This window comes from [Empedobacter] haloabium (assembly GCA_008011715.2).
Lineage (GTDB): Bacteria > Pseudomonadota > Gammaproteobacteria > Burkholderiales > Burkholderiaceae_D > Rugamonas > Rugamonas haloabia.
In genome coordinates, this window is record CP136508.1 from 1,526,655 (window position 1) to 1,539,609 (window position 12,955).

Consider the following 12,955-nt stretch of genomic DNA (forward strand, 5'->3'; position numbering starts at 1 on the left):
CCATATTATTAAAAACGTTCTAGGAATTTTCATGCGTCTCATTCTGTTAGGAGCTCCCGGCGCCGGCAAGGGCACCCAGGCCAACTTCATCAAGGAAAAATACAATATTCCTCAGATTTCGACTGGCGACATGCTGCGTGCCGCCATCGCGGCCGGCAGCGAACTGGGCATCGCCGCCAAGAAGGTCATGGACGCTGGCCAGCTGGTGTCGGACGATATCATCATCGGCCTGGTGAAGAACCGCCTGAAGGAAGCGGACTGCGCCAATGGCTACCTGTTCGACGGCTTCCCGCGCACGATCGCGCAGGCCGATGCGATGAAGGATGCCGGCGTGAAGATCGACTACGTGCTGGAAATCGCCGTGCCGGACGAATCGATCATCGAGCGCATGGACGGCCGCCGCTGCCACCAGGGTTCGGGCCGCGTCTACCACGTCAAGTTCAACCCGCCGAAGGTGGAAGGGCTGGACGACGTGACGGGCGAGCCGCTGGTACAGCGTGACGACGACCGCGCCGAGACCGTGAAGAAGCGCCTGGACGTGTATCACAACCAGACCGAAGTGCTGCTGGGCTACTACAACGAATGGGCCAAGTCGGGCGACCCGATGGCGCCGAAATACCGCCGCATCGAAGGCGTCGGTCCGGTGGAGGAAATCCGCGACCGGGCGTTTGCCGCACTGGCGGAGTAACGCGACAAGGCGGACCTGCGGGTCCGCTTTTTTTTTCATGACTACTACACGCCGGTCCTCCGATCGGCGGTATCGCGATTTTGCAGCACGTGGTTTGGCAGGCCGCCCGCTTGGGCGGTTTTCTGAAAAGGCGTTGTTTCACTGAAGATCCGATAACATTGGGGGACATATGGCAGCTAGTCTGTGGTTTGCTGTGGCGTGCGGCGTCATCGCCGTCGTGTACGGGCTGTATTCACGCAGCTGGATCCTGGGGCAGGACGCGGGCAATGCGCGCATGCAGGAAATCTCCAATGCGATCCAGCAGGGAGCGGGCGCGTACTTGGCGCGGCAGTACCGGACGATCGGCATCGTCGGCGTCATCCTCCTGCTGGCCATCTTCTCCATGCTGGGCGCCCACACGGCGCTGGGCTTCCTGATCGGCGCGGTGCTGTCCGGCGCCTGCGGCTTCATCGGCATGAACGTCTCCGTGCGCGCCAACGTGCGTACGGCGCAGGCGGCGTCGATAGGGATGAACGAAGCGTTGAATGTCGCCTTCCGCGGTGGCGCCATCACCGGCCTCCTGGTGGTCGGCCTGGGGCTGTTGGGCGTGGCGCTGTTCTACTGGATGCTGACCACGTTCTCGGCCAGCGCCTACCCGGCACCGCAAATGACGCCGCATGACGTCGTCAAGCCCCTGATCGGGCTGGCCTTCGGTGCCTCGCTGATCTCGATCTTCGCGCGCCTGGGCGGCGGCATCTTCACCAAGGGCGCGGACGTCGGCGCCGACCTGGTCGGCAAGGTGGAAGCGGGCATCCCGGAGGACGATCCGCGCAACCCGGCCGTCATCGCCGACAACGTGGGCGACAACGTGGGCGACTGCGCCGGCATGGCGGCCGACCTGTTCGAGACCTATGTCGTGACCCTGATCGCGACGATGCTGCTGGGCGCCCTGATGATCACGGACGCGCCGCACGAGGCGATGCTGTACCCGCTGCTGCTGGGCGGCGTGTCGATCCTGGCGTCGATCGTCGGCTGCCTGTTCGTCAAGGCCAAGCCGGGCAAGAAGATCATGTCGGCGCTGTACACGGGGCTGTGGTGGTCGGCGATCCTGTCGCTGATCGGCTTCGCCGTCGTCACCTGGCTGTTGTGGACCGACGACACGATGCGCTGGAAGATGATGGGCGCCACTTTTGTGGGCATCGTGCTGACCGGCCTGATGGTCTACATCACCGAGTTCTATACCGGTACCGACTTTAAGCCGGTACAGCACATCGCCGATGCTTCCACCACGGGCCACGGCACCAACATCATCGCGGGACTGGGCGTATCGATGAAGTCCACCGCCTGGCCGGTGCTGGCCGTGTGCGTGGCGATCCTGGTGTCGTTCAAGCTGGCCGGCCTGTACGGCATCGCGGTGGCCGCCACGGCGATGCTGTCGATGGCCGGCATCATCGTCGCGCTGGACGCCTACGGCCCCATCACCGACAACGCCGGCGGCATCGCCGAGATGGCCGGCATGCCCGACTCCGTGCGCGCGATCACCGACCCGCTGGACGCGGTGGGCAACACGACCAAGGCCGTCACCAAGGGCTATGCGATCGGCTCGGCCGGCCTGGCCGCGCTGGTGCTGTTCGCCGACTACACGCACGCGCTGGAGTCGGTCGGCAAGACGATGACGTTCGACCTGTCCAACCCGATGGTGATCGTCGGCCTGTTCATCGGCGGCCTGATTCCCTACCTGTTCGGCGCGATGGCGATGGAAGCGGTGGGGCGGGCGGCCGGCGCCGTCGTCGTCGAGGTGCGGCGCCAGTTCCGCGACATCAAGGGCATCATGGACGGCAGCGGCCGGCCCGAATACGACAAGGCGGTGGACATGCTGACGGCGTCCGCCATCCGCGAGATGATCGTGCCTTCGCTGCTGCCGGTGATCGTGCCGATCCTGGTCGGCATGCTGCTGGGACCCGCGGCGCTGGGCGGCATGCTGATGGGGACCATCATCACGGGGCTGTTCGTGGCGATCTCGATGACCACGGGCGGCGGCGCCTGGGACAACGCCAAGAAGTTCATCGAGGACGGCCACCACGGCGGCAAGGGCTCGGACGCGCACAAGGCCGCCGTCACGGGCGACACCGTGGGCGACCCCTACAAGGACACGGCCGGCCCGGCCGTCAATCCCCTGATCAAGATCATCAACATCGTCGCGCTGCTGCTGGTGCCGCTGCTGCCGACCACCGGCTGGCTGGCCGTCACCGCCGAGCCCTTGCTGGCGCACGGGCCGGCCAAGGCGCAGGTGGCGGCGGAGGCGACGCCGGCACGGCCCGCGCCGGAAGTGAAGGCGCAGCGCTGAAGCACCGGTAAGCAGCACCGGGTCTCGCCAGCCAACAGTGCGATGCCAGGCCGCGCCCCCGGCGTATCATCTGGTACCGACCCGGAGCCTCCGATGATCCCAACCATCCGCCGCGGCAGCGCCTTTGCCATGTTGGCGCTGCTGGCAAGCCTGGCGTACGCCGAACCGCCCGTCACCTCGACGATCACACCCGCCGAGCGCGCCGCCTACGCGCGCCTGCCCGTCTGCAAGCTGCGTCCCGACGGGCGCGGCCTGGCCGTCGAGCCGTGCCGCACGGCGCCACCCAGGCGCCCAATGCCACGCCGGCCGGTACCGCTGCAGGTCGAGCCCACGCCACCCGTCACCACCGCGCCGGCCGAACCGCCCGCGCCGCTGTTCGCATTGACCCCGCGCACGAGCCAGGTGGCGCCGGCGCCCGGCACCTCGGTCACGCCGCCGCCGTCGCCCTACGTCAACCACGCGCCCGGCGCCTTTGCCGCGCCACCGCCCGGCGTCAGCCAGCCGGTCCCCGCTACCTGCGGCCCGGCGGGCTGCCGCGACGCGGCCGGCACGCAGTACAACGGCCCCGTGCTGACGAGCCCCAGCGGGCGCTTGTGCAGCAGCGCGGCCGGCGTCATCACCTGCATGTAAAGCAGCGCTAACCCGCAGGTGTCAGGCACCGATCTTCGGGTCGGAGACCCGAAGATCGGTGCCTGACACCACGGGTTCAGCCAGCGCGCTACAATAGTGGTTGACGTTAACGTAAACGTCACCCACTACGAAGGAGACACCAACAATGCAGATCAACGGTAACGTATTCATCATCACGGGCGGCGCGTCCGGCCTGGGCGCCGCGACGGCGCGCATGCTGGCGCAGGCGGGCGGCAAGGTCGTGCTGGCCGACGTGCAGGCCGAGGCGGGCGAGGCGCTGGCGCGCGAACTGGGCGCGGACGCGGCGCGCTTCGTGCGCTGCGACGTCACGTCCGAGGCGGACGGCCAAGCCGTCGTGGCCGCGGCCACCGCGTTCGGCACGCTGCGCGGCCTGGTCAACTGCGCCGGCATCGCGCCGGCCGTGAAGACCGTCGGCAAGGACGGCCCGCACCCGCTGGACGTGTTCCAGCGCGCCGTCAACATCAACCTGATCGGCACCTTCAATATGTGCCGCCTGGCGGCCGACGCGATGAGCAGGACCGAGGCCGCCGCGCAGAACGAGCGCGGCGTGATCATCAACACGGCCTCCGTCGCCGCGTTCGACGGCCAGATCGGCCAGGCCGCCTACGCCGCATCGAAGGCCGCCGTGGCCGGCATGACGCTGCCGATGGCGCGCGACCTGTCGCGCAGCGGCATTCGCGTGATGACGATCGCGCCGGGCATCTTCGAGACGCCGATGCTGCTGGGGATGCCGGCCGAGGTGCAGGACGCGCTGGGCAAGATGGTGCCGTTCCCGCCGCGCCTGGGCAAGCCGGACGAATACGCCCACCTGGCCAGGACGATCATCGAGAACGTCATGCTGAACGGCGAGACGATCCGCCTGGACGGCGCCATTCGCATGCAGCCGAAATAAGGTAGCATTGCCGCAATCAGGAGCGCGCGGGACCGCCCGCGCGTTTTGTTTTGCGAGAGAGTTCATGAACCGTTTCAAGAATCTGGCCTGGGCCGCCGCGCTGCTGTGCGCGGCGCCCGCGCTGCACGCCCAGGATGCCACGCAGGCGGCGCCGGAAATCGCCACCGGCTATACCGCCAAGACCGGATGGACCGCGTCGAAATACATGGTGGCCGCCGCCAACCCGCTGGCCACCGAGGCCGGCTACCGCATGCTGAAGCAGGGCGGCACGGCGCTCGACGCGGCGATCGCCACGCAGATGGTGTTGACCCTGGTGGAGCCGCAATCGTCCGGCATCGGCGGCGGCGCCTTCCTGGTGCATTTCGATGGCAGCAAGGTGCGTTCCTACGACGGCCGCGAGACGGCGCCGATGGCCGCCACCGAACGGCTGTTCCTGGACCAGGACGGCAAGCCGGTGTCGCGCGAGACCGGCATCGTGGGCGGACGTTCGACCGGCGCCCCGGGCGTGCTGCGCATGCTGGAGCTGGCACACAAGCACCATGGCAAGCTGCGCTGGGCGACGCTGTTCCAGCCGGCGATCGAACTGGCCGAGCAGGGCTTCAACGTCAGCCCGCGCCTGCACGCGCTGCTGCGCTACGACCAGAAGCGCCTGACGCGCGATCCGGTCGCCGCGGCGTACTTCTACGACGGCGCGGGGCAGCCGCGCCCGGTCGGCTACCTGCTGAAGAATCCCGAGCTGGCCAGGGTGCTGCGCGAGGTGGCCAAGGGTGGGGCGGACGCGTTCTACCAGGGCCGCATCGCGCGCGACATCGCCGCCAAGGTGAGGAACCATCCGACCAATCCCGGCCTGTTGACCGCCAAGGACATCGCCGACTACCGCGCCAAGGAACGCGATCCGGTCTGCAGCGACTACCGCAAGTGGACCGTGTGCGGCGCGCCGCCGCCTTCTTCCGGCGGCATCGCGATCGCCGAGATGCTGGGCATCCTGGAATCGACCGACATCGCCGCGCACCGTCCCGTGAACGGCGTGCCGGACGCGCAGGCGCTGCACCTGTTCAGCGAGGCCGGCCGGCTGGCCTACGCCGACCGCAATCGCTACGTGGCCGACACCGACTTCGTGCCGCTGCCGGGCAACGGCGTGGCGGCGCTGCTGGACAAGCGCTACCTGGCCCGGCGCGCCGCACTGATCGGCACGCAGTCGATGGGCAGCGCGCGCGCCGGCACGCCGCTGGGCATGCAGGTGGCGTGGGGCACGGACACGGCGCTGGACAAGCCATCCACGTCGCACCTGGTCGCCGTCGACCAGTACGGCAACGGCCTGTCGATGACGACCTCGGTGGAGGATGCCTTCGGTTCGCGCCAGATGGTGGACGGCTTCATGCTGAACAACCAGCTGACCGATTTTTCGTTCGACGCTGTGGACGAGAACGGCCCGATCGCCAACCGCGTGCAGCCGGGCAAGCGCCCGCGCAGCGCGATGTCGCCCACGCTGGTGTTCGACAAGGCGACCAGGAAACTGGTGCTGGCCACCGGCTCGCCGGGCGGTTCGGCCATCATCAACTACGTGGCCAAGGTGCTGGTCGGCACGCTGGACTGGAACCTGGACGTGCAGCAGGCCATCAGCCTGCCCAATTTCGGCAGCCGCAACGGCCCGACCGAGCTGGAAGCGGGGCGCTTCCCGGACGCCACCGTGCAGCAGCTGAAGGCGCGCGGCCACGAGGTGCGCCAGTTCGAGCAGAACTCGGGCCTGCAGGGCATCCAGCGCATCACCCGCGACGGCCGCGATGCGTGGTTCGGCGGCGCCGATCCGCGCCGCGAGGGGATCGTCAAGGGCGATTGAGCAGCAAACCCGCCGGTGACAGGCACCTGTCTGCGGCTCTCCGAGCCGCAGACAGGTGCCTGTCACCATGGGTCTCAAGATGCGAGTTACCGTAGGTCCAAAGCTGTTGCAATCTGGCCCCAGGCACCACCCGACCCAAGCCCCCTCGTGTTACCCTTAGTAAATGGGAATGAAAAAGAAGACCGGCCTGATACTGACCGGGGGCGGCGCCCGTGCCGCCTACCAGGTCGGGGTGCTGCAGGCGATCTCCGACATCTTGCTGGAAGCCGGTTGGCCGCCGGCCCGGAATCCGTTTCAAATCATCTGCGGCACGTCCGCCGGCGCGATCAACGCGACGGCGCTGGCTTGTCGCGCCGATAACTTCGGCGAAAGCGTGGCGCGCCTGCTGGACGTGTGGTCGCACATCGCCGTGGCCCAGGTCTACCGCGCCGATTCGCTGGGCGTGCTGCGCTCGGGTGCGCGCTGGCTGTCGCTGCTGTCGTTCGGCTGGCTGCTGCGCAAATGGCATGCGGCGCCGCCCAACTCACTACTGGACAACACGCCGCTGGTCAACCTGCTGCACCGCATGCTGGACCTGCCGCGCCTGGACAGCGTGCTGCAGGAAGGCCTGCTGCACGCGGTCGCGGTGACGGCGTCGTCGTACACCGGGGGGCAGCACCTGACCTTCTACCAGACCGCCGCCGAGATCGCGCCGTGGGTGCGCATGCAGCGCGTGGCGCTGCAGGACCAGATCGGCGTCGAGCACCTGCTGGCGTCGTCCGCGATCCCGTTCATCTTCCCCGCCACGCCGCTGTTCCTGGGCGGCCACCGCGAGTATTGCGGCGACGGCTCGATGCGCCAGCTGGCGCCGATCTCGCCAGCGATCCACCTGGGCGCCGCCAAGGTGCTGGTCGTCGGCGCCGGCCGGCTGACGGAGCCGGCGCGCGCCGCGACCGAGTCGGCCCGTTATCCCAGCCTGGCGCAGATCGCCGGCCACGCGATGTCGTCGATCTTCCTCGACAGCCTGGCGGTGGACATCGAACGGCTGAACCGCATCAACCAGACCCTGTCCGTGCTGCCGCCCGAGCTGCTGGAAAAGACGCCGCTGCGTCCCGTGCAGCTGCTCGTCATCGCGCCATCCGAGCGGCTCGACGAGCTGGCGCTGCGCCACATCGGCAGCCTGCCGGCGCCGGTGCGCACGCTGCTCTCCGGGATCGGCGCCACCGAGGCGCGCGGCGCCGCGCTGGCTTCCTACCTGCTGTTCGAGGCCAGCTACACCAATGAGCTGATCCGCCTGGGCCAGCACGACACCTACGCCCGCCGTGCCGACGTGCTGGCATTTTTCGGAGCGTGACGACGATGCCGCTCTTGCTTCGTACCTTGCTCGCCGTGCTGCTGCTGTTCGCCGCCATGGTGGCCAGCGCCGCGCCGGCGCGCTCGCTGCGTTTCGAACAGCTGGGCGTGGCGGACGGCCTGGCCCAGGAATCCGTGCTGGCCATCGCCCAGGACCGCCAGGGCTTCATGTGGTTCGGCAGTCAGGGCGGGTTGTCGCGCTTCGACGGCTACCGCACCGTGGTGTACCGCCATACCTTGTCCGATCCGCACAGCCTGGCCGAGAACTGGGTGCGCGTGATCCACATCGATGCCGTCGGCCGCATGTGGGTGGGCACCGACAATGGCCTGGACCGCTTCGATCCGCTGACCCAGCGCTTCACGCACTACCGGCCGGACGAGCCGGAACAGCGCGGCAACGGCAACCGCCACGTGCGCGCGATCATCGACGACGGCGCCGGCGGCCTGTGGGTCGGCACGGCGGACGGCCTGCAGCGCTTCGACCCTGTCACGGGCCGCTTCACCTTGTGGCACAACGAGGTGGCCAATGCACGCAGCCTGGCGCACGACCAGGTCAACGCGCTGGCGCGCGACCGCGCCGGCCGCCTGTGGATCGGCACGCCGGCAGGGGTGGACGTACTGCTGCCGGGCGCCCAGGCGTTCCGCCACTTCGCCGTGCGCTCGGCCAGCGGGCGCCCCGTGGCCGTGCAGGCGCTGCTGATGGACAGCGAGCAGACGCTGTGGCTGGGCACCCATGAAGGGGTGGAGCGCTGGCAGCTCGGTCCGGGCGGAATGGAGCCGCGCCGGCAGCGGCTCGATGCGACGCACGGCCTGCCGCCCGGCACCGTGGCGACCTTGTACCAGGACAGCGAAGGCACCGTCTGGGTCGGCATGCGCAACCAGGGCCTGCTGCGCTGGATACCGTCGGCGGGCCGCTTCGTGCAGTACCGCCACCAGCTCAGCGACCCGCACAGCCTGGCGGACGATTACGTGTCCTCGCTGTTCCGCGACCGCGTCGGTACCTTGTGGGTCGGCACGTGGTACAACGGCCTCAGTCGGGTCGACCTGGCCAGCGGCGGCTTCGCGCGCATCGTCAAGGACCCCGAGCAGCCGCGCTCGCTGAGCGACAATCGCGTGTTCACGCTGGCCGACGCGGGTGGCGGCAAGCTCTGGATCGGCAACAACGATGGCCTCAGCCTGCACGATCCGCTGACAGGCGAGAGCACGCTGTTCGCGCTGCCGCGCGGCGAGCACGCGCGCCATGAAGGCGCCGTCACGGCGCTGTGGCCGGGCGACGGCGGCCAGCTGTGGGTAGGCTCGCGTGCCGGCGTGCGGCAGTTCGACCCAAGCACGCGCACCTTCGGCCCCGCGCTGCTGGCGCGCGGCGACCCCGAGACGGACGTGGTGCGCTACCTGTACAAGGACCGCGGCGGCATGCTGTGGGTGGCCAGCAAGGCGGGCCTGGTGCGGCTCGATCCGGGCAGCGGCGGCGTGCTGCTGTTCCGGCACGACCCGGCCGACCCGCACAGCCTGTCCGACAATATCGTGCGGCCGTTGCTGGAAGACCGCTACGGCAACCTGTGGGTCGGCACGTTCAACGGCCTCGACCTGCTGGACCGCAAGACCGGGCAGTTCCGCCACTTCCGCCACGACCCCGACGACCCGGACAGCCTGTCGCACAACGAAGTGCATTACCTGTACGAGGACGCGCGCGGCACGCTGTGGGTCGGCACGGCCTCGGGCCTGAACCGCATGGAGCGTCACGCCGATGGCAGCGCCAGCTTCCGCCGCTACCTGCGCCAGGACGGCCTGGCGGACGACGCCATCGCCGGCATCCTGGCCGACCGCGCCGGCAAGCTGTGGGTGTCGACCAACACCGGCGTGGCCAGCCTCGATCCCGCGTCCGGGCGCATCAACAATTACTCCGGCGTGGACGGCACCATCGAAGGCGCCTACTTCGACGGCTCGGCGCTGTCCGCCGCGGACGGCACGCTGTACTTTGGCGGCTTCAACGGCGTGACGGCGTTCGACCCGCGCGAGATCCGCTCGAACACCGTGGCGCCGCCGGTCGTCATCACCGACTTCCAGATCTTCAACCGCTCGCAGCGGCCGGGCGAGAGCGGTCCCGATGGTCATGTGGTGCTGAAGCAGGCGATCGAATACACACGTGCGCTGACGCTGCAGCAGGACGATTCCGTGTTCGCGCTGGAGTTCGCGGCGCTGCACTTCGCCGCGCCGCAGCGCAACCGTTTCGCCTACCAGCTGATCGGCTTCGACCGCAACTGGGTCAGCACCGATGCCGGCAAGCGCTTTGCCACCTACACCAACCTCGATCCGGGCCAGTACGTGTTCCGCGTCAAGGCGGCCAACAAGGACGGCGTGTGGAGCGAGCCCGCCACCCTGACGATCACGATCCTGCCGCCGGTGTGGAAGACCTGGTGGTTCCGCACGCTGGCCGTGCTGCTGGCGCTGGGCGCCGGCTTCCTGCTGTACCGGGCGCGCGTGCGCGTGCTGCGCCACCAGCGCACCCGGCTGGAACAGCAGGTCGGCCTGCGCACGGCCGAGGTGGAACTGAAGAACCGCATGCTGCTGGAGCAGAAGCGCGAGCTGGAGCAGCGCGACGAGCGCCTCAGCCAGGCCAAGCAGAAGGCCGAGGACGCGACCCGGCAGAAGTCCGAATTCCTGGCCAATATGAGCCACGAGATGCGCACGCCGCTGGCGGGCGTGATCGGCATGCTGGGTTTCGCGCTGCGCGACGAGACGCTGGCCAGCACCACGCGCGAGCAGATCGAACGGGGCCAGGCCAACGCGCAGTCGCTGCTGTCGATCATCAACGACCTGCTGGACTTTTCCAAGATCGAGGCGGGCAAGCTGACCATCGAGAAGATCGACTTCGCGCTGGCGGCCACGGTGGAAAACGTGGTCAGCCTGTTCGAAGAGCAAGCCGCCGCGCACAGCATCGAATTCCGCGTCGAGTTCGGCCACGACCTGCCGCCGTTCGTGATCGGCGATCCGACCCGGCTGCGCCAGGTGCTGGTCAACCTGGTCGGCAATGCGTTCAAGTTCACCCAGCGCGGCCAGGTGACCCTGCGCGTGGAGCGCATCGGCGAGGACGGCACCGCGTGCACGCGGATCCGCTTCACGGTCGAGGACACCGGCATCGGCATTCCGGCGTCCGAGCTGCCGCGCCTGTTCGAGAAGTTCGAGCAGGCCGACGCGACGACCACGCGCCGCTATGGCGGCACGGGCCTGGGCCTGGCAATCTGCCGCCAGCTGGTCGAGCTGATGGGCGGCGAGATCGGCGCCGTCAGCACGCCCAACGTGGGCAGCGTGTTCAGCTTCACGTTGCCGCTGCCGCGCGGCATCGCGCCGCCGCTGGTGCCGCACGCACCGCGTGAGCCGCACAGCCACCAACTGCGCGTGCTGTGCGCGGAAGACTTCCCCACCAACCAGATCATCGTGCGCATGATGCTGGAGGACCTGGGCCACAAGGTCGACATCGCCGGCAACGGCGCGCTGGCGGTGGCGGCGTGCGCACACACGCGCTATGACCTGATCCTGATGGACGGGCGCATGCCGGAGATGGATGGCCCGACCGCGACCCGCCTGATTCGCGCCGGCGGCCCGCCGGATGCGCCGGTGCGCGACCAGGGTCTGATGATCATCGCGCTGACGGCCAACGTCAGCGAGGAAGACCGCAGCCGTTACCTGGCGGCCGGCATGGACGACTTCCTGACCAAGCCGATCGACGAGGCGGCCCTGCACTTCCAGCTGTCGCGCGCCATCGAGCGCCAGCTGCAGCGCGGTATCGCGCTGCCGCCGATGCCGGGCCGCGCGCAGCCGGAGCGGCCCAGCGTGGCGGAACTGGACGCGATGTTCGGCGTCGATACGCTGCCGCCGCCCGCGGCCGTGCCGGCGCCGCAGGGTGAGCCGGCGGCGGAGGCGGAGCGAGTGGCGGCAGAAAAAGCGGCGGCCGAAGCGTTGCGCCTGCGCCTGCGCGACGCGTTCATCGCCGACCTGCCGGGCCGGCTGGACGAGCTGGACGCCGCACTGGCGGCGGCCGACGCCGACGCGGCGGGGCGGCTGTTCCATGGCATGAAAGGCAGTGCCGCCTACCTGCAGGACGTGGAACTGCACGCCCTGTGCTCGGAGCTGGAGCGCGCCGCCGACCGCGCGCTGTGGCCGGCGATCCGGCACAAGCTGCCACGCCTGCACCAGATGCTGGGCCGGATCGTGTCGCCCGCGCGCGCCGGCTGACGGGCTGGCGTGGCCACCGTCCAGCCGTGCGCGCATTTACAGCGGCGCCCGATGCGGGCATCATGTGGAACCGCCCATCAACGGCACAGCCGATAGAGTCAATGAAAGTTCTGGTAGTAGACGACGACGTGGTGTCGCGCATGATGCTGATGCACCTGATCGACAGCAGTGGCAGTTTCGACATCACGGAGGCGGAAGACGGCGCCGATGCCTGGCGCCAGCTGAGCGCGGGCCTGCGTCCCGCCATTTGTTTCTGCGACCTGCGCATGCCACGCCTGTCCGGCATGGAGCTGTTGCAGCACGTGCGTGCCGACCCGGCGCTGGCGGAGCTGCCGTTCGTGCTGGTGTCCTCGGCCGGCGACCGCGCCACCGTGGAGCAGGCCACGCAGGCGGGCGCCTCCGGTTATATCGTCAAGCCATTCGAGGCGGGCCACGTGCGCGCGCACCTGGCGCGGCTGCTGGGCGGGGCAGGGCGGGCACTGCCGGCCGAGGCCCCCGCCGCCACGCAGGCCCGCCTCGGCATCGACGCGCGCCGCCTGCAAGCCTACCTGGCCGGTTTCGAGCAGCAGCTCGCCGCCGCCCCCGCCGACATCGACACCCTGCTGCAACGCGGCGACCAGCAGGGCGCGCAGGCGCGGCTGGAACGTCTCGTGACGGGCTGCGCCACCCTGGGCCTGCACGGCGCCGAGGCCGCGCTGCGTTCTCTGCACGGCACCGCGCTGGCGCCAGCGCGGTTGCAGGCGGTGCTGGCGGACGTGGTGCAGGCCGTGCAGCGGCAGGCGGCGCTGGTCGTTGGTGCCTGAGCCATTGCGGCGCTTCCAGGCTTGGGGTCTGTCCCTTTGGGACTGACCCCGGTTTTCCTCCGCGGCGCAAAGCTATCGATTAAAACCAGGGTCAGTCCCCTTCGGGGACAGACCCTAAGCCTTCAAGCGCCCACTCCAACCCCTTGCCATAAAAATACTTTAAGTTTAAAGTAAAGCATCGCCGGGC

At 69.1% G+C, this 12,955-nt stretch carries 8 protein-coding genes; all 8 read left to right on the top strand.

The window, feature by feature from the left end; genetic code table 11:
* Nucleotides 1–31 precede the first annotated feature (31 nt).
* The 8 genes from adk to E7V67_006730 all read left to right on the top strand — a co-directional run bounded on the left by adk (nt 32) and on the right by E7V67_006730 (nt 12,768).
* Nucleotides 32–688 (top strand): adenylate kinase, encoded by a 657-nt coding sequence (gene adk, locus E7V67_006695; protein ID WUR14794.1) that lies wholly within the window; start codon nt 32–34, stop codon nt 686–688.
* Between the two features lie 169 nt (nt 689–857).
* Nucleotides 858–3,014: a sodium-translocating pyrophosphatase gene (locus E7V67_006700; protein WUR14795.1), complete on the top strand. Its 2,157-nt coding sequence runs from the start codon at nt 858–860 to the stop codon at nt 3,012–3,014.
* 93 nt (nt 3,015–3,107) lie between these two features.
* Nucleotides 3,108–3,644 carry a hypothetical protein gene (locus tag E7V67_006705; protein ID WUR14796.1) on the top strand — a complete coding sequence of 179 codons (537 nt, stop codon included), beginning with the start codon at nt 3,108–3,110 and terminating at the stop codon, nt 3,642–3,644.
* A gap of 145 nt (nt 3,645–3,789) precedes the next feature.
* Nucleotides 3,790–4,557, top strand: coding sequence for a 3-hydroxyacyl-CoA dehydrogenase (locus tag E7V67_006710; GenBank protein ID WUR14797.1), 768 nt, complete (start codon nt 3,790–3,792; stop codon nt 4,555–4,557).
* A gap of 64 nt (nt 4,558–4,621) precedes the next feature.
* Nucleotides 4,622–6,397 (top strand): gamma-glutamyltransferase, encoded by a 1,776-nt coding sequence (ggt, locus tag E7V67_006715; protein WUR14798.1) that lies wholly within the window; start codon nt 4,622–4,624, stop codon nt 6,395–6,397.
* Between the two features lie 163 nt (nt 6,398–6,560).
* Nucleotides 6,561–7,730: a patatin-like phospholipase family protein gene (locus E7V67_006720; protein WUR14799.1), complete on the top strand. Its 1,170-nt coding sequence runs from the start codon at nt 6,561–6,563 to the stop codon at nt 7,728–7,730.
* A gap of 5 nt (nt 7,731–7,735) precedes the next feature.
* Nucleotides 7,736–11,965, top strand: coding sequence for a two-component regulator propeller domain-containing protein (locus tag E7V67_006725; GenBank protein WUR14800.1), 4,230 nt, complete (start codon nt 7,736–7,738; stop codon nt 11,963–11,965).
* 101 nt (nt 11,966–12,066) lie between these two features.
* Nucleotides 12,067–12,768, top strand: a complete 702-nt coding sequence (locus E7V67_006730) for a response regulator (GenBank protein WUR14801.1) — start codon at nt 12,067–12,069, stop codon at nt 12,766–12,768.
* Nucleotides 12,769–12,955: the final 187 nt, after the last annotated feature.

Excerpts from the sequence above, each read along its gene's own strand:
- ggt (WUR14798.1), top strand. The coding sequence starts at position 4,622 with ATGAACCGTTTCAAGAATCTGGCCTGGGCCGCCGCGCTGCTGTGCGCG.
- adk (WUR14794.1), top strand. The coding sequence starts at position 32 with ATGCGTCTCATTCTGTTAGGAGCTCCCGGCGCCGGCAAGGGCACCCAG.
- E7V67_006705 (WUR14796.1), top strand. The coding sequence starts at position 3,108 with ATGATCCCAACCATCCGCCGCGGCAGCGCCTTTGCCATGTTGGCGCTG.
- E7V67_006730 (WUR14801.1), top strand. The coding sequence starts at position 12,067 with ATGAAAGTTCTGGTAGTAGACGACGACGTGGTGTCGCGCATGATGCTG.
- E7V67_006720 (WUR14799.1), top strand. The coding sequence starts at position 6,561 with ATGGGAATGAAAAAGAAGACCGGCCTGATACTGACCGGGGGCGGCGCC.
- E7V67_006700 (WUR14795.1), top strand. The coding sequence starts at position 858 with ATGGCAGCTAGTCTGTGGTTTGCTGTGGCGTGCGGCGTCATCGCCGTC.
- E7V67_006710 (WUR14797.1), top strand. The coding sequence starts at position 3,790 with ATGCAGATCAACGGTAACGTATTCATCATCACGGGCGGCGCGTCCGGC.
- E7V67_006725 (WUR14800.1), top strand. The coding sequence starts at position 7,736 with ATGCCGCTCTTGCTTCGTACCTTGCTCGCCGTGCTGCTGCTGTTCGCC.